Origin of the sequence: Tengunoibacter tsumagoiensis, assembly GCF_003967535.1 — a bacterium.
Taxonomy (GTDB): Bacteria; Chloroflexota; Ktedonobacteria; order Ktedonobacterales; family Ktedonobacteraceae; genus Tengunoibacter; species Tengunoibacter tsumagoiensis.
Genome location: NZ_BIFR01000001.1, coordinates 2,934,816 through 2,956,342, shown reverse-complemented (window position 1 = coordinate 2,956,342; position 21,527 = coordinate 2,934,816). Strand labels below are relative to the sequence as shown.

The 21,527-nt window shown below is 43.3% G+C and carries 17 protein-coding genes; 10 read left to right on the top strand and 7 right to left on the bottom strand.

All coding sequences use genetic code 11. The features are described 5' to 3' along the window. Positions 1–779: 779 nt before the first annotated feature. The 9 genes from EL628_RS11665 (at position 780) to EL628_RS11630 (ending at position 14,669) form a co-directional block, all read left to right on the top strand. Complete coding sequence (locus EL628_RS11665) at positions 780–1,772, top strand: hypothetical protein (RefSeq protein ID WP_126580119.1); 993 nt, start codon at positions 780–782, stop codon at positions 1,770–1,772. Next, positions 1,769–3,334 (top strand): DISARM anti-phage system protein DrmE domain-containing protein, encoded by a 1,566-nt coding sequence (locus tag EL628_RS11660; protein ID WP_126580118.1) that lies wholly within the window; start codon positions 1,769–1,771, stop codon positions 3,332–3,334. Before EL628_RS11665 ends, EL628_RS11660 begins: the two co-directional genes overlap by 4 nt. Then, a complete protein-coding gene (locus EL628_RS11655; protein ID WP_126580117.1) occupies positions 3,334–5,058 on the top strand; it encodes a nuclease-related domain-containing DEAD/DEAH box helicase in 1,725 nt (574 codons plus the stop codon). The genes EL628_RS11660 and EL628_RS11655 overlap by 1 nt, the downstream gene beginning before the upstream one ends. 21 nt (positions 5,059–5,079) lie before the next feature. Next, positions 5,080–8,670 (top strand): helicase-related protein, encoded by a 3,591-nt coding sequence (locus EL628_RS11650; protein WP_126580116.1) that lies wholly within the window; start codon positions 5,080–5,082, stop codon positions 8,668–8,670. Beyond that, on the top strand, positions 8,663–10,555 hold the full coding sequence (drmB, locus tag EL628_RS11645) for an MrfA Zn-binding domain-containing protein (RefSeq protein ID WP_126580115.1): 1,893 nt from the start codon (positions 8,663–8,665) through the stop codon (positions 10,553–10,555). Before EL628_RS11650 ends, drmB begins: the two co-directional genes overlap by 8 nt. Positions 10,556–10,818: 263 nt before the next feature. After that, entirely contained in the window at positions 10,819–12,249 is a 1,431-nt protein-coding gene (locus EL628_RS11640) for a DNA cytosine methyltransferase (RefSeq protein ID WP_126580114.1), read from the top strand. A gap of 1,049 nt (positions 12,250–13,298) precedes the next feature. Then, complete coding sequence (locus EL628_RS11635) at positions 13,299–13,706, top strand: AlbA family DNA-binding domain-containing protein (protein ID WP_126580113.1); 408 nt, start codon at positions 13,299–13,301, stop codon at positions 13,704–13,706. A gap of 11 nt (positions 13,707–13,717) precedes the next feature. Further along, entirely contained in the window at positions 13,718–13,840 is a 123-nt protein-coding gene (locus EL628_RS30775) for a hypothetical protein (RefSeq protein WP_281276533.1), read from the top strand. 40 nt (positions 13,841–13,880) lie between these two features. Then, positions 13,881–14,669: an ATP-binding protein gene (locus EL628_RS11630; RefSeq protein ID WP_161975434.1), complete on the top strand. Its 789-nt coding sequence runs from the start codon at positions 13,881–13,883 to the stop codon at positions 14,667–14,669. Between the two features lie 715 nt (positions 14,670–15,384). Here the strand turns inward: EL628_RS11630 and EL628_RS11625 are convergent. From EL628_RS11625 to EL628_RS11610, 4 genes are all read right to left on the bottom strand, one after another. Next, the gene (locus EL628_RS11625; RefSeq protein WP_126580111.1) at positions 15,385–15,936 is read right to left on the bottom strand and encodes a chloramphenicol phosphotransferase CPT family protein; all 552 of its coding nucleotides are present in this window, start codon (positions 15,934–15,936) and stop codon (positions 15,385–15,387) included. A gap of 189 nt (positions 15,937–16,125) precedes the next feature. Next, a complete protein-coding gene (locus tag EL628_RS11620) occupies positions 16,126–16,749 on the bottom strand; it encodes a transposase (RefSeq protein ID WP_161975433.1) in 624 nt (207 codons plus the stop codon). A gap of 40 nt (positions 16,750–16,789) precedes the next feature. Next, the gene (locus EL628_RS11615) at positions 16,790–17,464 is read right to left on the bottom strand and encodes a transposase (RefSeq protein ID WP_126580109.1); all 675 of its coding nucleotides are present in this window, start codon (positions 17,462–17,464) and stop codon (positions 16,790–16,792) included. A 696-nt stretch (positions 17,465–18,160) separates the two neighbouring features. Continuing rightward, a complete protein-coding gene (locus EL628_RS11610; RefSeq protein ID WP_126580108.1) occupies positions 18,161–19,039 on the bottom strand; it encodes a GIY-YIG nuclease family protein in 879 nt (292 codons plus the stop codon). Positions 19,040–19,193: 154 nt separating this feature from the next. On the opposite strand from EL628_RS11610, the gene EL628_RS11605 reads away from it, so the two are divergent. Continuing rightward, positions 19,194–19,625, top strand: coding sequence for a DUF6884 domain-containing protein (locus EL628_RS11605; protein WP_126580107.1), 432 nt, complete (start codon positions 19,194–19,196; stop codon positions 19,623–19,625). Between the two features lie 268 nt (positions 19,626–19,893). On the opposite strand, the gene EL628_RS11600 is transcribed toward EL628_RS11605, so the two are convergent. The 3 genes from EL628_RS11600 to EL628_RS11590 all read right to left on the bottom strand — a co-directional run bounded on the left by EL628_RS11600 (position 19,894) and on the right by EL628_RS11590 (position 21,407). Beyond that, positions 19,894–20,205 carry a hypothetical protein gene (locus tag EL628_RS11600; protein WP_126580106.1) on the bottom strand — a complete coding sequence of 104 codons (312 nt, stop codon included), beginning with the start codon at positions 20,203–20,205 and terminating at the stop codon, positions 19,894–19,896. Positions 20,206–20,280: 75 nt separating this feature from the next. After that, entirely contained in the window at positions 20,281–21,018 is a 738-nt protein-coding gene (locus tag EL628_RS11595; protein WP_161975432.1) for an ATP-binding protein, read from the bottom strand. A 77-nt stretch (positions 21,019–21,095) separates the two neighbouring features. Next, the gene (locus EL628_RS11590) at positions 21,096–21,407 is read right to left on the bottom strand and encodes an AlbA family DNA-binding domain-containing protein (RefSeq protein WP_126580104.1); all 312 of its coding nucleotides are present in this window, start codon (positions 21,405–21,407) and stop codon (positions 21,096–21,098) included. Positions 21,408–21,527: the final 120 nt, after the last annotated feature.

Genomic DNA, 21,527 nt, shown 5'->3' with positions numbered 1-21,527 from the left:
TAAAAATCAGTAGAAAATATCTGCTGAGAGACCACACCCAGTGAGTTTTTGATCAACGATCTGAGATGCAGCCATTGATCAAAACTCACTAAGTGTTGACTGTCATATTAGCTTATATATGGCTGACGACTGGCATAAATTTACTCAACAATAACGATATAAATACTTTGACATGGCCTTTCTTACCCACTATCCTCTCACAGTCAATTATTAAAAGTATGAGTAATCACTTGAAAGCTACATCCATAAATCGTTAAAATGACGATGAGCTCAAGCAATTTTTCAAAATAGGCAAATTTTAAGATCCGAGGTTCTTTGACAAAGATGAAGTTCATAAACAGTTATGTCTATATATAGATCGTGCACAGCCATCCATCGACTATTGTAAGACATGCCAAACGTAGATATATTTAAGTAAACACTTTTATTGCTTGTTTTATACTTTTCATAACCCATATTATCCATATGGTTATCTTTTTTGCCAGCCCTCCTTCTCTTTTTACCAATTCATGTGGCTCTACCGGTTGTGCACATAAGAATGTATTTAGTAGCCAAAGAGCCTGATAATCGAATATTGACAATTTCAGGGAAAATAAGTTAGAATAATTTAAGCTGATCTCACGATATTGTGTCTTATTATCCTTGTTTCAACCTGCCTTGATTGGTATCTTTGCGTATAAAAATATAAAAACCAAATATTTTTTTGTCAATTAACATTGTTCACTGCACATTAGAAATTTTAAAACGAAAAATTCTATTCAATAGAAACACCCATCGACATGCAAGAAGAAACTACACAATCTCTGTTGTACTACAAAAGCCAGACAGAATGGATGCCTCTTCCAAACTGGGCAAATTTTTATATAGTATTAGGAAAAATCCTAGCATCAAGGGGGAATGCTAGAAAACGCACTGTAATAGGCATTGCCCTTCCCACAATTTCATATGCAGCATCTCTCATTACCGTTGGTATTACAGCCAATCTTACGAGACAAGAGGATGAAATTTCTGATCGCTTCCAACAACTGAGCAGATTGGCTAAAGACACACAGCTTTTTTATCGTACAGGAGGCAAAAGAGTCAAGGTATTTTGGGAAAGCGTAGAAAGAGATTCAGAGGGAAATGTTATTAGGATCTGGCTCGATACAAAAATAGGCGGCGGAAGATACTCTATTACAAAACGTCAAGCCTTCCAAGTAGAGTTTCCATTAAAGGATTTCTCTTCACAACCCAAAAGGCCTGCTCATCGCGTCAAAAATCGTCAATCTCCATTCCTTTTAAATCTGCTCGATGCTGAAGCTGCTGAAAAAATTATTTCTCAATCATCTTTAGATACCTTAATAATTGGCACAATTACCCACACACAAGCAGAGCTTCAAGAAGACCTATTCGCAATACAAACCCTGCAAGGCTTTGTCCAAGGCACTCTTCAAGACATAGCAAGAGCACGTATATTAGCGAAAGGAACTGAAACGTATCGATCCGATATTTATCATGTAAATAGTAAAGAAAGTAATGATCCTTCTCATGAAATACCTTCGTTTGTAATATTTAATGGTGCTTCAAGCTTTTTAAAGTGTAGAGATGTCTGGCGCCAATCACATTGGGTGGTTTTACTCGACCAAACGGAAAGGGATTTTGACATAGCAATTCAAGCGTTTAATGACGAGTATGCCATGAGCCCAGTTGAAGAAAGGGATGTTCCCGAATTTCTAATAAATATACAAGTGCCTCATATACCTATCGCAATATATCAGGATGAACGCTTATGAAAAATTTCACAATTGTTGAAACAGATGAATTATATACACGTGCTAGTCAGCGTAAAATATACACTCATGAAGTTTATCAGGAGGCTTTGCATGTATTCTGCCAAAACATCCGAAGTCTAGAAAAAGAGTTGGGAGAACAAGTATATGATGAGTATTGGAAAGAGCTATTTCGTGAATTAAAAACATTTAGATTTACACTTTACGCAGCACCTACCCCTGTCAATTTCCAATCAACACTTCTGCTTCAGATACTTCAAAAAAAATTGAATGATTGTCAAAACCTATTTCCATCATTTTGGCAAAAGCTAAAAATAGTCATTGATAGTGTCTATACTCTCACTAACACTTCAGATAATCCTTTATTGACAAAAATATTGGAACTCATGCCACCTGAAAAAATGAGGAAGACTGTGTTGCTTTTAAAAGAGGATCGATTTGCATTAACAGTGGAAAAGATACTCCAAAACCATTCAGAATTGCAGCACCTCGAACTGATCAATAAATATCAGTTACGCGGCGCCTATTGCTATGATAGAATACTTGCTATTGGCCCTCATTATTGGTTCCCCGAATACGTTTTCAATGCACCAAGAGCTAATGAAATTCATTATATACGCTATAGCTGGGTATCGGATACATGGGAGGTTAAACCTTTATTTATTCAAGCCACCACATCTCCAACCGTTTTTGATCACAGTATGCAACCAGTAAAAAAAAGTATGAAAAACGTTATAAAAGGAATAGACGAAAAAGAACATTTAGAGCAAGAAGATATTCCAGAGATCAATTGGTCTAGCATCTCTACAAAGTTATTAAAGAACATATCAAATGACCGTTCTCTGGAAACAGTACCAGCCAAACTCGTCTTACTTGCCAATAATCATGCTGTTTTTTTAGAAGCAAGCGATAACACAAAAACATTAGCTCTTGATTTAGAAGATGAGAGAGATGAAAATGGGGAGACTCAACAAGTCAAGCGTATATTAGTTACAAAACTACAATCTGGAATGTTTCTTCTACAAAGAACCGGAGGTGGAGGAGATTATATTGTCCCGATTGCGAATGCTAAGTTAGGCAAAAATGCCAACAGATACCGAGAAAAACAGGCACATTGGAAAGAACTGCTTAGACAAAAAACAGAGGCAGCTGATCTCCTGACAGTGTGTGTTGAATTACTTGATGAAGGTGGTTCAGAGAACACCACTGAAATCAATTTACGCCATTGGCTATCAAGTAAAAACATTCGACCGAGAAATGATGAAGATTTCAAAGCTATTCTTAAATTGGTTGGCTTACAAGCTGAGGAAAAAATGTATCTAGAAGCAGCAAACAAAATTAAAGCAGCTCATAAAAGTGCAGGAATGTATCTTCGGGATCTATTGATAAAGCAGGTAGCAAAAACTGACTTGCATGAGATCCAAAAAAAAGGATATCTCGAAATTGATCTGCCAAAATTTAGTGAAGTGAGCATCAGCGCATTTAGAATTGAGCATATTGAACCTGATAGTACTGAAGTTCCCTATTCACATATTGGGCGTCTTACAATGATAAAGGATGAATAATGGCGAGGATGATTCCACCCACCTATCACATTAACACGAGCAGTAAAGGCGAAGTAGAAGTATTTCGCCGATTACGAGACGATCCAAAAACCCAAAATTGGATAGTGCTCCATTCACTAGACGTTGCAAACCATCAAAAGCAAATATCAGGGGAAATCGATTTTGTAGTAATTATACCCAATAGAGGAGTGCTATGTATAGAAGTAAAAGCTTGTCATAGGTTAAAACGCCATGAAGGCCAATGGTATTATGGGAACAATTCTACACCTGATACAAGAGGACCGTTCAAACAAGCGTCACAGGCAATGCATAGCACAAGACTGAAAATTTTCAGTCGCAACAAGGCTTTATCAGGTATTTTATTTTGGTCAGCAGTTATTTTTCCATATGTCACATTTTCAGCGCAGTCAGAGGAATGGCATTCTTGGCAAGTCATTGACCGCACACAATTCAACGCCCGCCCATTAGGAGTTCTCCTTGAACGTATCCTAGATGAAGCCCATCATTTCATAAAAACAAAAGAAAAATCAATCTGGCACCCCAGCCCTGATGAACCAACACAAGCGCAAAGCGAGCAAATTGCAGAGTTACTTCGTCCCAGCTTTGAGTTTTTTGAAAGTCCAAAGTCACGTCGACAACGGCAGAGCGAGGAACTTAAGTATTACACAACAGAACAATTTAGTGCTCTCGACTCTATGGAAATGAATCCTCGCATCATTTTTAGTGGCCCAGCAGGCACAGGCAAAACACTACTTGCAATTGAAGCGGCTCGAAGAAGTAATGAAACAGGAAAAAAAGTTCTTTTTCTCTGCTACAATAACTTACTAGGAAAATGGCTTGCCGAACAAACAACTGAATTGCAACCAAATGTAACTACGAAAACACTCCATAGCCACATGTTAGCTATTACTAAATATACAGGATCTCAATCCTCTCATACGTTCTGGCAGCAAGATCTTCCTTCTTTGGCCATTGATAAACTTTTAGAGGCTGAAGGCGAGGAGGGCGCATTCGATGAGATTATCGTAGATGAAGCACAAGATATTCTGCAAGAAAAATACCTAGATTTTTTGGATTTAAGTCTGCGTGGTGGCCTTGCTTCTGGCCATTGGAAACTGTTTGGCGACTTCGAAAAACAAGCAATCTATGATGTTGCTGATTTCTCATTGGATACATTTCTGCGAGAACGTACTCATGCTGCACCTACTTATAAACTCAATGCAAATTGTCGAAACACACCTAGAATTGTGCAATTTGTACATCTGCTAGGGAACCTTCACCCAGGCTACTCGAAAATTTTACGCTCTGATAATAAAATGGAGCCAGTCCTAAGATATTACACAAATTTAGCAGACCAACAGCATCTGCTAACACAAATACTTGAACAGTTATATGCAGAAGGGTTAACCGACAACGATATTGTCATTCTTTCACCTCGTTCAACAAATTCATGTCTAGCCGGATCCCTCGATAAATCACCTTGGAAGGATCGGTTGAGCCCTCTCAGTTTAGCGAATCGTGGCAAAATTGGTTACAGTTCAATACAAGGATTTAAAGGATTGGAATCTGAAGTAGTTATTGTCACAGATATAGAAATGATTGATAGCGATGCGTCGTCAGCCCTTTTCTATATTGCTGCAACAAGAGCACTTAATCGTCTTTTCATTTTAATGAATGAAGGTGTACAACAATCAATTAGAAAAAAATTACATTTTACTGCGTAAATTTATGATTAGGAGATTGTTATGCCAGATTACGCTAATGGTCGAGACAGAATGCTTCAACTTTTGCGAGAAGAATTAATTGGACCCTCTCCTCAGGGAAAAGAGATTGATTGTACAAAACCTATTTCATTTGATGTAGCACAGGAGTCTTATGGCCCCTGGCGTCAGCAAGGATCAGGAGAAGAAATTCTTCAAAGGGATCCACCCAGCAAACGGTATGGAGTGGGCGTTCTCTATCCATGGGGAGCATCCATTGAAGATAACCAAACCAATGACAATAGCACGAATATTGTGGCATTCTCAGACATTGTAGAGAATGAAAACGATAATAATGTCATGACATCCCAAGCCCAAAAATCTATCGAACTAATTGAAAACCGCTCAGGATCAGCTGAGGGAACGACAGACATACCTGATATAGAGATTCCAGCAGTTAAAGGGAACCGACCAAGTAGCATGGGCATCAGTTTCCTAGCCGATATACCAGATGATGCAATATTAACAGTTAACGCATCTGGTGGCCGTTACCACAAGCATACTATTTTCCTCCAAGGACAAGAGCGTATATGGTGGTTGCGATCACAGGTTACGATACGAGCGACATTTGAAGCAAGCCAACTTTGTACTCAACGTGAATCTAAACTAGAAGATCCCAACATACAGGCTGACAATGCTGATGATCTTGATATAGCAGTTGAATTATATTCACGCCCTTACAAGCATATGGCAGGAAGGCGCATTATAACAGTATGCTTGGTGAATCGTAGTAAAAAACAAAATTTTACAGATCAATATTGCCTATTTCAATCTTTTTTCAAAGTACATATTAACACATCAGAAACATCAAACCTCATTCATCCTTATCCAGACTCCACAGCTATAGACATAGACGTTGATAATATACTTCCATTGGACGATGAGGAAGAATCACTGGCGCTTCTTTATCGTAAAGCGAGAACATTTGCGGTAGGGCATAATTGTGCAGCAAATTGGGGGCCTGCAGATACGAAAAAGCAAGAACAGCTATTCGAAAAAAACTATCAGAAAAATGGGGAACAGACTGCTACTATAGAAACAGTAGCATGGGTAAGTGCAGAAACACTTCCAACGATTGAAATACCAAGCACAACTCCAAACGTAGAGCGGAAAGATGGCACCAAGGTTGAAGTCGAAATGAAAGCGTTGGCTGGTTTAATACCAGGAGATGATGGCATCCATGCATTAAAAGAAGTCCTTCAGCTTTATGAAGATTGGATAGAGCAACAATCTCGGGAGATCTCCACCCTTGATCTCAAATATCGGCAAGCTGCCCAAAAGCATGTAGATGAATGTAAAAAATGTGTTGATCGCATGAAACAGGGACTATACTATCTGCAGACCACACCAAAAGCGATGCGTGCATTTAAACTCGCCAACCATGCAATGCTCCTTCAACAAACACACGCAGGACGTGAACCACGGAAATACCAGACCGATCAAAAAGCGGTAACCGTAAGTTTTTCCCCTCCATATCATGAACTTGATCTCAACAAACTAGAACCGAACCAGGGAAAATGGCGAGCGTTTCAAGTAGCTTTCCTATTGATGACAGTCCAATCAACGGCAGATCCACAGTCTATGGATCGCAAACAGGTAGAGCTGATTTGGTTTCCTACTGGTGGAGGTAAAACTGAGGCATATTTAGGTTTGGCTGCATATGCGATGTTTATGCGCCGTCTAGAAAAATCTGCGAACAGAGGGGTCCAAGTTCTCATGCGATATACACTGCGTCTCTTGACAGCTCAACAATTTCAGAGAGCATCAACCCTCATTTGTGCTATGGAACACCTTAGGCGAAAAAACACAGAAGAATTAGGTACCAATGAATTTTCAATCGGGGTCTGGGTTGGAAATGCAACAACACCGAATAAACGAGATGAAGCCATTGCAATGTTAAACGGATTGGCGCGCAACGATAGGTCTGTAGAAAACAAATTCCTGGTGAATAAGTGTCCATGGTGCAGAGCACAAATGGGACCCATCAAACCAGCCAAGTCAGGGCGATCAGCTGGTACAATTCCCGTGTCTGGATATTCCCGCAAAGAAAAAACTGTTATTTTCCACTGTCCAGATCGCCAGTGTGAATTTTATCGCAACTTGCCTATTTACGTCATTGATGAGGATATCTACGAAAAGCGTCCAACTATGCTAATCGGGACCGTAGATAAGTTTGCTCTCATTGCATGGAAAAATGAAGTACGCAACATCTTTGGCATCAACCCTGAAGGAGTTAGGGAATACGCGCCTCCTAGTCTCATCATTCAAGACGAACTTCACTTAATTTCGGGTCCACTCGGGTCAATGGTTGGCCTATATGAGACTCTCATAGAAGAACTATGCACAGATCGGCGCTACGAAAGGCCTATTTCACCAAAAATTATAAGCTCGACAGCAACTATCCGTCGGTATAAAGAACAAGTTCAGAGGCTATTCGGACGAGACAATGTTTCTCTATTTCCCCCCCCTGGCTTGAGTGTCGACGATTCTTTTTTTGCTCGTTATGCTACCAATGCAGAGGGAAATTTAGAGCATGGACGTCTGCATGTAGGAGTGTATGCACCAGGTCTTGGCTCGCTGCAAACTGCGCAGGTACGATCGTTCACAGCACTTTTGCAATCGCCTTTGGCATTGAGTGAAGCTGAACGTGATCCCTGGTGGTCCTTACTACTCTTCTTCAACAGTCTACGAGAACTTGGAACGACTCTTTCTTTGTTTCAGTCAGACATCCCCGATTACTTTCGTGTCCTGATGAACCGAGAGGGGAAAAAATTTGATGAGCTGCGCAAGTTTTGGAACATTTTAGAATTGACTGGGCGGTTAAAAAATGAAGAGGTGCCAGAAGCTATTGCAAAACTGGAGATCGAGTACAAAAAAGATGGACAAAGGGATCGCCCTGTAGATGTGTGCCTTGCATCAAATATCATTGAAGTTGGGGTCGATATTGATCGCTTATCCCTCATGACCGTTGTAGGTCAACCTAAAACGACATCACAATATATTCAGGTTACAGGCCGTGTCGGAAGGCGCTGGTGGGAAAGACCAGGTTTAGTCATCACTTTATATGGGTTAACAAGGCCACGTGACCGCTCGCATTATGAGAAGTTTCGTAGCTACCACGAACGCTTATACGCTCAGGTGGAACCAACCAGTGTCACACCATTTTCTCCACCAGTTCTTGATCGTGCACTCCATGCAATCATGGCTGCATATGTTCGTCAGCTTGGAGATAAAGATAACGCACGAAGCCCATATCCATACCCAAGTCATCTCATTGAAAAGCTTCGGCAGATCCTCATACCTAGGATCGAAGCAATCGATCCCGGAGAACTTCCTAATTTCATACGTGTTTTTGACAATCGTATTAACCAATGGAAATCATGGCAGAGAAATGTTTGGGAAGACAATAGCGGTAATGAAATACCACTTTTGGTGCCAGCAGGGGCATACGTTACGAGTGAACAGAAACACCTCACTTGGCAGACAGCTAACTCGATGAGGAACGTAGACGCGGAATGCAACGCAGTGATTACTAGTCTATACGCAGAGGCCGAGGAAGGACAAAACAATGGCTAAAAATCCTATACGCCGAGCCCAATTGATTGCACCATTTGGAGTTGGCGCAATGATGGTTGTAAAAGATGGTACATCATTGATATCGGGAGGAATCGACCATTGGTATAAATCCGAAAAGGGATTTGATAAAAATGTTGATGAAACTGAGTTCAGAGTGGAAGAATGGCGCCTTCAACGTTTATTAAATGTTAATCACTTTCGACTACCCCCGGACTACAGAGATGTAAAAGAGAATATGTCAAACAAATATCTCCAGATTCCATTCCTTCGTTTTCCCCAATGGCACTTCTGCCCAAATTGTAAACGACTATATAAACTACCATTAACAGCGAGGGGCAGACAGAAATGTCAGGAGTGCGAAGAAAAGGAAATGATAAAATTTCTCGCGCAGGTTCCATTCGTTGCCATGTGTACAATGGGGCATATACAAGATTTTCCATGGAGAGAATGGGTACATTCCTCAGTAAACCCTACATGTACGGGGAAATTGCGAATAGTTGCAACAGGAGGTTCCTCACTCGGGGCGCAGATTGTCAAGTGTAGCTGTGGCGAAGAAAGATCTTTATCACAAATTACAACAGAAAATGTCTTAAGCACGAAGCTTGACAAAAACGATATTTCTTACATCTGCCAAGGCAATAGGCCCTGGCTTGGGACAGAAGAAGGAACATCTTGCGCAGGATTACTACGCGGATCACTGCGTAGCGCATCTAATCTCTATTATTCCGATGTGCGAAGCGCTATCTATCTGCCGCGAGGGAGCAAAAAGGCCCCAGCAAAACTGGTATCTTTATTAGAAGAACCACCAATTTCAACATATATCAACATCATATGTAGTTTACCAAATTATTCTGAAGAGATAGAACCCACTCATCTACGTAATGCTCCCAACATACCTCCACCTCTTTTAGCACCGTACAATGATGAACAAATTAAAGAAGCGCTTAAAATTGTTATATCAGCGGATAAAGAAAAAACGGAATTCGCAAATCAATATATAACTCAAGAGAAAAACCCAGAAATACTATTCCGTTGGGAAGAATTTACTGTTTTGCAAGAAGCAAGAGATGAAGATTCATTGGTCATTAAGAAAACTGATATTAATTGCTATGATCCCTCCTGCAGCACCTATTTCTCACGAATCAACTTAATCAGTAAGCTTAGAGAGACAAGAGCTTTAGCTGGATTCACTCGCATACTCCCAGAAAATAGCTTATCCCTTGAAGAGCGAAAAGCGCTATTGCGGCAGAGCTCACCTGTTAGCGATCAAGATAATTGGATACCAGCATACATTGTCTACGGCGAGGGAATTTTTTTAGAATTGAACGAAAAGCGATTGCGAGAATGGGAATCCCAAAAAGAAGTTATAAATCGGGTGGCTCCGCTTATACAAAGGCATCAGCAACTCGTTCAAAACAATAGAACAAAACAAAAGCCCATCTCTCCGCGCTTTATCCTTATTCATACCTTCGCACATTTACTCATCAATCGACTGACATTCGAATGTGGTTATGGGGCTGCGGCACTACGAGAAAGGTTATACATTTCAGAAGACCAGGATGCCCCAATGGCAGGATTGCTAATATATACAGCAGCTGGCGACTCTGAAGGAACAATGGGAGGACTTGTACGCATGGGACAAGCAGGTAAACTCGAACCGATCATTCAACATGCTTTATCAGATGCACAGTGGTGCTCTGCAGATCCTATTTGTATGGAAGCAGGACTATATAGTGGACAAACAGATTTCTACAACTTAGCAGCATGCCATAATTGTGCGCTAATCCCAGAGACAGCATGTGAAGAATTTAATCATTTCCTAGACCGGGCTCTAGTCATAGGGAAATTGGAAAACCGTAAGTTAGGCTATTTCAATTTAGGCTAATCAACCTTCCCATCGAGATAAAGAGCAGTTACAAAGTGAATCAAAAATAGTTTTATATAAGTGATGGCAGTTGAGGTTGCAAACAGCGTGTAAAAGCTTTTTTATAGGTTTATAGGTATATCACCTGGCGCAAATCTCTACAATCATGTATACTTTGTTATAAAACTAGAATTCATTTTCAAGTCCCTTAACTTACGTTTGCAATAGCTGTGTGAGGTAAGTGGGCAACAGAGGCTGTTAATTTTAAGATGGAGTGATACTGTATGGATGCTCACGTACCCAAGTTTATAGATGTATTTGCAGGTGCAGGGGGCTTGTCCTTAGGTTTAATGATGGCCGGTTGGAAAGGTTTATTTGCCGTTGAAAAATCACCAATGGCTTTTGAAACGCTAAAATACAATCTCATTGATCAAAAAGACAATTTCACTTTTGAATGGCCTGATTGGTTACCAAAAGAAGCAACTGACATTGAAATACTGCTTGATGAATACAAATCTCAATTAAAAAACTTGCCAGAAATACAATTGCTTGCAGGTGGGCCACCTTGCCAGGGTTTTTCAAACTCAGGTCGGCGAAAATATGATGATCAGCGAAACCGCCTTTTTGAAAAATACTTAGAACTCGTAAAATTACTACGTCCCCAGATGCTCTTGGTAGAAAATGTCCAGGGATTTGCCAAAACTTTCAAAAAAACGGAAAAGGGTAAAAACGGAAAAGATATCGAAGAGCAAAGGTTCAACGCGGATGAGGAACTGCAAGAAGCCCTATTAAAATTAGGATATACATCTTTTAGAGAAAAAAGCATTAAAGCCAAAGACTTTGGGGTTCCCCAAATCCGGCCTCGCTATATTCTCATTGCTATACGTAATGATATAATGCAGAATAACTTATTTCTCCAACCATTTGATACCCTATTTACTACACGAGCTACATTTCTACCACAACACAATCTTCCACTAGACCAAGAAATCACGTTGGAAGAAGCCATTTCCGATCTGGAGAAAGTTCATGGACATGTTCAATGTATTGAGCCACGTATGAAGAGATTTAAGCAAGGATTATATGGGCCAATACAACCAAACAATTTTTACCAAAAACTGATGCGGCAGCACCGAAACGGAACGCTCATACAAGAAGGATGCATTGCTGACAGTCACCGCTTTGCAAATCACAGTCAGGAAATAGAACACAGGTTCAACAGAATCATACACGAGTTTACTCCAGGTAAGCAACTAAAAGAGCAAGAGAGAAAACTACTAAACTTAAACAAACATCGCATCGCGCCCCTCTCAAGGAATGAAGCTTGCCATACTTTAACCAGCCTACCAGATGACCTCGTTCATTATGGAGAGCCTCGCATACCTACAGTCCGCGAGTATGCACGAATTCAGTCTTTCCCTGATTGGTTTGAGTTTAAAGCAAAGTATACAACAGGCGACACAAATCGGCGTACCCAAATACCACGTTATACTCAAGTAGCAAATGCAGTGCCCCCTTTACTGGCTGAAGCAATAGGAACAGCATTAAAGATAGTTTTAGCAAATGCTAAACAGAGGGTTACGGGCAATACTGATACTACAAGTGCTGTTGATAGTACCGTCAACGATTCAACAGATTGCAGTTTTAGGAAGGAAAAAAATTTGGTTTCGGGAAATGATATAAAACTGCAAAAAAGGCGGCTTGTAATATCATAACCTGATTATATTATGGATACACCGTATCCAATTGAAGCTATAGTCACGATCAATCAAAATAGCCACAGTTGCAAGCAAATACGCACTCAACGAAAATCTGCAACTGTGGTCTATGTAAAAATCGACATCAATAATTTCCAAATTTAGAAGTAATATAAGCATTTGACTGCGTCGGGCAACATTGAGACGGATACAGCTATAGCGCCGAACACTCCATAAACAAACTCTCGATCATACTCATCAATATAAATGCGTTATATGGACTGCCCTTGCCCTTTGGATATAGTAGCCAGAGGAATATCCGAATAATACTATTCTGACTGAGCAGCAAAGAGCGCATTCATATTGTAAACGAAACAAGACAGCACCAACAAAGGTTCTAGCAGAGGTTCCAACCATGTCTGCCTCTTGTAAAGCAGATCAGATTCAAGTAAGCAAGCTAGCGAAGCAAACTATCTTCTGGTAATATTAATATCCACAATAGTTTAGAAAACTAATCTAGCAACAAAAACTATCTTTTCATATGAATAGTAAAAGCTCAAAATTAATCCTATGTAAAACGCAAAGATTTCAACTAAACCTTATTAGTTGCAACGGCAGCACAGATACATCTCCAATCATAGCTATAACACGTATAAATTTGCCTCTTCCTATCATATGTTACATCCTCTGCTCATTTAGCCTCTTCAAAGCGCCTATACTAAGGGTTAGCAATCCTGGAGTATCCTATCCCCTCGCCGTACTAATGGCTTTTTATTATGAGCAAGGTAAATATGTCGAAGCAGAGCCACTTTATATACAAGCGCTTCACATCTGTGTATAGAACCTGGGAGTAAATCATCCTCAGATACCATATGCGCTCAATAGACTGGCCACACTTTATCAGGATCAAGATAAAGGTGCAGAAGTAAATACTTTTAAATAAAGAGCAATAGGCATCCTTTATATTCCGCCATTTCTTTGATGGGTTCCGCCATCGATCCGCCATCCGTGCTATAATGAGAGCTATATAGCGCATTTTAAAGCAAAAAATGTGAAAGGAGAACAGCATGGCAGATCAAAAAGAGGAGGCGATACGACAACTGATCCAATATGGCGAAACAACAACCATTGAAATTAAAGCGGCAGTTCCTCGCCATACAGAGATGGCGGAACGGATGTACGGCATGGCTAATGCTCAGGGTGGAGTTATCATCATCGGCGTTGAAGATGCTTCTCATTCCATTATTGGCGTGCCCGATGAACGCATGGCGATGACAATGGATACCATTTTGAGGGCTGGCCGTAACAATATCAAGCCTCCACTTGTTCTGGATCCTCCAGAACCTGAAGTCTATACGCTAGATGGGAAACGCGTTGTTGTGGTGACAGTCCCCCAAAGTATGGGGCCAGTCTACCAGGCTGGTGGCGTATTCTGGGTGCGATGTGAACACACACAGTTCCCCTCAACGTCATAGAGATGCTTGAAATGGCCAATGACCGAGGTCTTCAAGAGTGGGAAGCGCAACCAGCCCATGGCACTGATATGGATGACCTGGATCTCGAACGCATCAAGTCCTACTTGCAGCTCCGTTCAACAAGAGGCAATTAAGGCAAAGCGCCTTGAGCACCTTGAAAAAAACCTTCTGGGAATGCGCTGTGCCATTCAGACCGAGAATAGAAAACTCCTCTCAACCAATGCTGGACTCTTATTTTTTGGGCACGATCCGCAGATGAGCATTATCCAGGGCAAAATCGTCTGTGTGCTTTTCCGCGAGACGATTGGAACCAGTCGCTACGCCGACCGCAAGATCCTGACAGGCCCACTACAAGAGCTGATAGATGAGGCAGAGGCCTTTCTGAACCGTTATATTGCTGTTGGAGCTCGCATAGAAGGCTGGAAGCGGATTGATGTCCAGGAGTATTCCATTGAAATCCTGCGAGAGGCCATCGTCAACGCTGTCGTCCATCGCGATTATAGTAAGCGTGGAGAGAGCATCCGAGTCTTCTATTATCCAGACCGTATCGAAGTTCATAACCCCGGACTTCTGCTGCCAGGCATTACGGTAAAACTGATGGAACGAGGAGAGGTCCAATCCAAACTACGGAATCCGATTCTTGCCAATCTGCTCCGAGACATCCCTGGCTATATGGAGCGTATTGGCAGCGGCATCCGCTTTATGATTGATGAAAGCAAACGACTGGGGCTTCCCTCGCCTCATTTTCAAGAAACCAGCGAATTCGTGGTTACATTCCCCCGTGCGACTGAGTTTACTCCTGTTGCCGCCAGGCCAGTTCAGAAAGAATTGCAATGGGCAGAAACACCTGCATCGCTATCGCCCCAATCGCAGGAGGACCTACTGATGAAAGCGGTACAATATGTGCATGACCATGGCTCTATTACAAACCGCGAACATCGTACACTCACAGGTTATCTCTGATCGAACGGCAACACGTGACCTTGAGCTGCTCGTTGAACGCGGAAGACTACGAGGCATTGGAAAAAGGGGATATCGAAGATATGAGCTCCCTTAGCCCATTGATACAACAACCATAAAAAGGGCTTTCTCGGATTAGAGCTTACGACAATTCTTACGGCAACCACGCAAAACAGAGGTTATATGCAAACACCTTGGTAGACAGAATAGGGAAAGATTGAGCTCAAAATGGTCAATCTTAGACGCAAAAAGACACATCAACTCGAATTGGCTCACCTGTTGCACTGAGCAAGCAGGGAGCTCGAGTAATAATGTGTTGAGGGCTATAACCTCTTTTCTTGAAAAGCCGGAGATGTTGGCGGAAAGCTTCCCTATCATTTTACCACATTTTCCTGCACGGAAGATGGCGCAGAACCAAATTTCTGGGCCCATTATACCTGTCAATGGCGGGCTCGGTGATTCAGATAACGTCGAAGGCATCCTATCTCCAGCACATGCCATAATGCTCGACCGCTCGCCCCCTTTCCACTAGGTTGCCGGTGAGCGCTCACGCGCTGGCTGGGATGTCCCCACTTAGGTTCTTCTGCGAGCGATCAGCGCACGATACAACCAGACGCAGGGCATATGATGATGGTGGAGGATCATCAGCGAGCAGCGCTTTCTGTCCATCATTCGCCAATGCATTCACTGTGTAGAATTCGCGGCCTCTGAAAAAATGTTATTCAGCTTTCATCGCCTCAGAGAGTTGCTGAAAGGCTCGCAGAGGACGTAACTCCGTGAGATACCGATGAATGTGGAGAGCACACTCCTCTGGAGTAGAAAATGAGGTATCGACCTCGATATCGTACACTTTATTCACATGGACCCGGTCAAATTGATCTCGGGCAATGCCCAATAATCTATCACCACGCTCTTGTTCTCGTTGTTCGAGCAGGGGAAGAGAACAGCGAACGCCAATAAACAGCTTCGGATAGGGAGCCAGGCAAGTAAGACAATGCCTCCAATAGAGAGGATTGACCAGAATATGTTCAACCAAGACGTCCCATCCGTTTTCTGCAAAGGATGCAATTGCCTGATGAAAAGCCATATTCATTTCCATCCCTTCGGTAACTCTTTCATCGCCACAAGACTTGCTAGGCCTCATAGCGTTGAAATGATCGATTCCAACGGTGAAAGCCGGCCGTTCACGCAGAGCACGTAAGGCTGAAATAATACTCGTTTTTCCACTACTTGATGTGCCGTTTAACAGCAAAATAGTTCCATATGCCATGTTTGACCTCCATCAAATGTGCTTCTTTTCTGGTCTTTGGGGTTCACTCCATCTCTCTTTTTGCAGCACACATGCTCGTTTCCGAACGTAAGGGTCATCATGCTTGTAGTGTATCCTCTCTCCTGACTCTTGTCAAATTGTTTCCACTAGCCTCCCTATGACTTTGCCCCGATCAGACGTATGGAATCGTCAAGATGATTTGGAAAGCAGAACGATATGGTTTGCTGGAGAAGAGGGCTTCATCGGTCGGTAATGACCAGCTCGATGATGGCGATAGGCTTCTGGATCATAGAGCGTAGGTGGGGGAGGCGTTGCTCCAGGCTCCAGCGCTCTCAAGACCTCAGCATCCGTTTTCAGCAGCGTGTACATGGTTTCGATCATTTGCCCAGCTACTCGCCCAATGACGCGCATTTTGCCTTTTCTCTCTCCTGTAAGCGCATCTACAGGGCATTTTATTTGAAACAGCCGATGGTAGAACTTGCCCCATTCGTTGTTCTTATGGCTTACCGCGTCGGCCATAATCAGGAACATCGTCTGGCGCAAGGGGCGGCTACCGCCACGAGTTAAGCGGCTGCGATCGAAGGAGGTACCGGTCTGCTCCCGCATCAGTGCCCAGCCAAAATAGGCTTTGAGGGTGCTGGCAATGGGAAAGTTCTCAATCGAGCCAATGGCAGCGACAAGACGAGCAGCCTGAATCGGGCCCAGTCCCATCGAACAGAGGATCTGCCTTTGACGCGCTTGTTCGACGATTGCGCAGATCTCCTGTTCCAGTTGCTGGATGTGGTCACTCTGGAGAAGCAGTTCTGTGATCAATTGTAAGCTTGCCCCGTTTTTGACACTGCTGGCAAACTCCTCAGGCAGCCTTGTAGAGCCTCTCAAAAGCTGAAACGCGGGTAGGAGTGAGCGGGCTGCCATCTAGCCAGTCGATAAGGCGAACCAGATTGATTGCCGTCGCGATAGCAAGGTGTTGCAAATGCGTTTTCGGCAACCCCACATACCGAGAACGACGCAGGTCAAAGGCCCTCACCCCTTGTGAGATGGTTGCCTCAACCCCTGCCCGCAAAGCATATCTCTGCTGGAAGGTTTCAGTACGCTGCCGCTGTCGTGCAGCTTGCAGCGCGGCATGCTGCGCCTGTGGTCTGATGACCAGCGTTCGACGTGGGTATTTGCTCGTTGACTGAACACAGTCGGAAAGGCGCGGGCACGACCGACAATCCGTGGTAGAAAACGGGATCTTGATCAGGTCAGGATGGCTCTTCCTGTTGAGCCAGCTCCAACTGGTACTCGTTTTCTCCTGCGGACAGATCGCTTGTCGGTTCTCCCAATCAAGGACGAACTGACTCGCATCAATGCCAGATGGGGTATGGGCCTGCCACTGGGTATCAACAGAGACAGGGCCAACCACCTCGATCCCAAATCGCTCCTGACTCTTGACCAGGACCCGAGCGCTCACATACCCGGCGTCCACCAAATGGACTCTTGGCGGGACATTGGCTTGGTGCAACTCCTGCTCAATGCTCTGCATCATCGTGCATCTTCATGAGGGGATTTCCATGTGGATAGGCAGCATTGGCAACACGAACAGTTTCTTCGGGGATGGTGAACTCCGTTTGAGCATGCAAGGTCATAATCTGGCTCCCTTCTGGTGATCTGTTCCAACACGACAAGGTGTTTGTTCTTTCCCATCCTAGCAAACTCAAGCAAAACACGTCCCAGGAGTTTGCCAGCAGTATCCAAACCGGGGGAAGCTCACTATCAAACTGGGAGAAGCTCAGAGAATGGAATGTGGCCAGTAGGACAATGGGAAAAGGAAGGGTAAATAAATGCTTACCCGTGCTCGGCTTTCAGCTATGAATACCAGCTCAATGGAGGTCAAATCGTACGACAATTCTTACGGCAACGACCGTAGACATAGCACTCATACTAAAGGCCTTGATAGACAAATGTATGGAAATTTGAGCTCAGGATGGTCACACACAAACAAAGAAAGACAAAACTGGTCGGATCTCTCCACCGGCATCACCCCTCTTCTGAAGCCTACTGACGTCTCTCCTGAGATCAAATTGCTACAAATTGTCTACCAAAACAACCCTTTGTCTATCGTTGACAACCGTCTTTGCTGTCAAAATTGCTGTCAGGATTTTGAGATCAAATTTCCCCAAAAAGCAGTCCTCCAACAAAAAAGCGTTGGAGGCCTGCTTTTTTTAAAGATCTGTCTGCTTTCTTAATGATGACCGATCAGTTGAAAAGCGGGCATCGTATGAGCCTGAGCATAAAAACCTCCCAACAAATCATTTTCTATTTCACGTCGTTGATAAGATGGTATCCTTTCTGGCAATTGAACCCATGAAAACAATGGTGTTTGGCACTGCCAGTTTTTCCTTGCATGATCAGTCAGACGCTGTCTGAGATTAGAGGTTTCTCCAACATACAGCAGATCATTTGTCTGACCATCAAAAATCTTATAGACCCCCGGCAACATCGATAATTCTCGATGCAAACCCTTTCCCAAAGGCTCTGGGCGACTCCATATCAGACCCATCCAATCATCATCTGAAGGCACACCTCTCTCTTGAAGAGGTAGAAAACTTTCTCCTCCTACACCATTATCTACCAGATGATCAAGCTGGCGAGATCCACGAACATTCTTTTTTCGATCGGTCGATTTAGTGTAGCGTAAATGAAAACGCCCATGATTACATCGTGTTGATGAGCCAAACTCAAGACGATATTGCCATAGCAGATAAAATTCCAATCCTTCGCGTCGCTTTCTCGCTTCTTCTAAATGGTCAGTGAAAACAACAGGAGATGCCGAGCATTCAAACTCATAGCCTTCGGCGTCGTGCCATGCCCACAATGAAGGGGCTGCAGTATGTGGATCATTGAAAGGCATCTCCACACTGAGTGTGTTGCGACGAAGATCGCCTAAGCGCTCACGTACGTTACGTCCGGTCTCCCCAATATAAAATAGTTCTCCAAGTTCTCTAGCACGAATACGATAGAGCCCTGCTTTATCAGGAAGCTGGCGAAATGCAGGTGCATCAGCAAAAGCAAACCAGGGTGTCCAGGACAAACCTCCCCAGTCCGAACTCAAAAATTTCACAATGGTATCCTTCTCATATGGAATATTCAGAATAAAAAGTATTTTGATATCCCTTGAAAGTGTAAAAAAACTATATTTTAAACAGAAATGTGACACTATAATCTATTCTATATAATGTACGTTGTCATGGCAATTTTCTATGGAGCGTTTATGCATGAAACGATTACTCCTTATCAGTTGTTCAGGGGCTAAAAACAAGAGCACTGGCACACTTCCAGCTATCGAGCGTTATTCTGGTGGGGTGTATCAAGGCATCAAAAAAGCGAGGAGAGAAGGTTCCTGGCCTGATGAAACAGATATTGTAATTCTCTCCGCCAAGTATGGACTCATTTTTGAAAATACTCCGGTTGAACTGTATGATCAAAAAACGAACCAGGTTCGCGCAAAAGAATTACAGCAAAAAGTGAGTGAGGCTCTTGATGCCATTTTGAAAGAGAGCCGTTATGATCAAATTTTCATCAACATGGGGAAGGTATATATGCAAAGCATCACGCTCTCTCTAGAATTACAGCAAGCTTATCAGCAGGGGATCGTTCAAGAGGCGTTTGGAGGGATAGGTACAAAATTAAGTCAAACAAAGAAATGAATACAAGAACGATAAAAAATTGCTTTCCGCTCTATCATCTATTTTCATTAATGAGCGTTTGCTTCAAAATGTCATAACTTCTCTATAAACCCGCCTTCTCAGTTCATCAGACCACTGCATACTCTGATACTTTCAAGGAGCCAGAGCATGCAGAATAGTGAGAGCAGGAAAAAAAGGTCGCTCATCCTGGCTTATTGTAGCCAATCGAAATAGAGATTCTATTTTTTCTCACCTCATAAAACAGGACTATTAAAAGAAAGTGCAATCGTTATGACAACTCATATCTGCGCGAGCGTCGCTTGCCAAAACTGCGCAATCTTCCCCGCTCGACCAGAGCTTCCAGATCACGTGTAGCCGTTCGGTCTGAGACGCCTGTCAGGGTCCGATGCTGGCTATTGGTAATGGATCCATTCACGCTCACATACTCCATCACCTTGAGAAGCCTCTCCTTCTGTGAGGACGTCTCTTCTTGTTGTGTTGCGACAGGGGTTTCATCCACTGTCCACGATAGCTCTTTTTGCTCAGGCTGAGTCAGAACTGGAATACCATTATTGTCTTCTGAATGTGCGGTTACAGGCATCAGCTCTCGCGCTTTTGGGAAGGTCACGACGAACTCGCTGGTTTCACAAAACTGCGGCTTGGGAAGTCCTAAACGCTAGGTCTCATCAACCATGAAACGAATACCACTGCCAATGCGCTCCATGTAGCCTGGGATATCACGTAACAGGTTCGCCAGAACAGGATTGCGCAGCTTCGATTGGACTCGTCCCTGCTCCATTAAAGAGACCGTAATGCCTGGCAACAAGAACCCTGGGCTATGTATTTCGACACGATCGGGAAAATAAAACAAACGAATACATTCCCCACGTTTGCTATAATCGCGATGGACAACGGCATTGACAATCGCCTCACGTAACACTTCTATTGAGTACTCAGGAATGTCTACTCGCTTCCATCCTTCAATGCGTGCTCCAACGGCAATGTAGCGATTAAAAAAGGCTTCTGACTCATCAATTAAAACCTGTAATGGACCTCGTACAATCTTCCGGTCTGCATACCGGCTCGCTCCGACCGTTTCACGAAAGAGAACACAGACTACTTCACTTTGAATCAGCTCTGTCTGTGGCTCATACCCAAAAAAGAGCAGGCCAGCATTGGTTGGCAGAATATTTCCATTTGGAAGAGTGACGGCACACTTCATTCCAAGCAACGCGTTTTCAATGTTCTCAAAGCGTCCTTGCTGCTGGCCTTTGGGAGTGCGAAGCGCCAGATAACGACGGACCCGTTCCATATCCAGGTCCGCGAAAGTCGTACCGTGAGCTGGCTGGGATTCCCAATCTTGTAACCCTCGATCATTCGCCAACTCCAGCACTTCCATGACGCTAAGAGCCACCGTATGCGTGCCCCTTCTCACCCAACAGACACCGCCAGCCTGGTAAACTGGCCCCATGCTTGGCGGAACGGTGACAACTACCACCTTTTCCCATCAAGCACATAGACTTCTGGCTCTGCGGGATCGAGAGGAAGAGAGGGTTTGATATTCACGCGTGCAGCCCGCAAAATGGTATCCATGGTTGAAGCCAGGCGTTCATCTGGTACTCCAACGATGGTATGCGCGGCGTCTTCAACACCAATGATCACGATGCCGCCTTGCGCATTAGCCATCCCACAGAAACGTTCAGCCAGATCGAGATGTCGAGGCACAGCTACCTTCAATTCAACGGTTGAGGTCTCGCCAAATTGGATACGTTGTCGTAATTCGGCCTCCTGTAATTCCGCCATGCGTCCTCACCTTTTCATAAAAAACGGGAATCGTTCCTATCTTCTCTTTACTATACCACTTCATGGCGGATTTATTGGTACCTATGGCGGATTAATGGCGGATTGATTAGTAATTTTGGC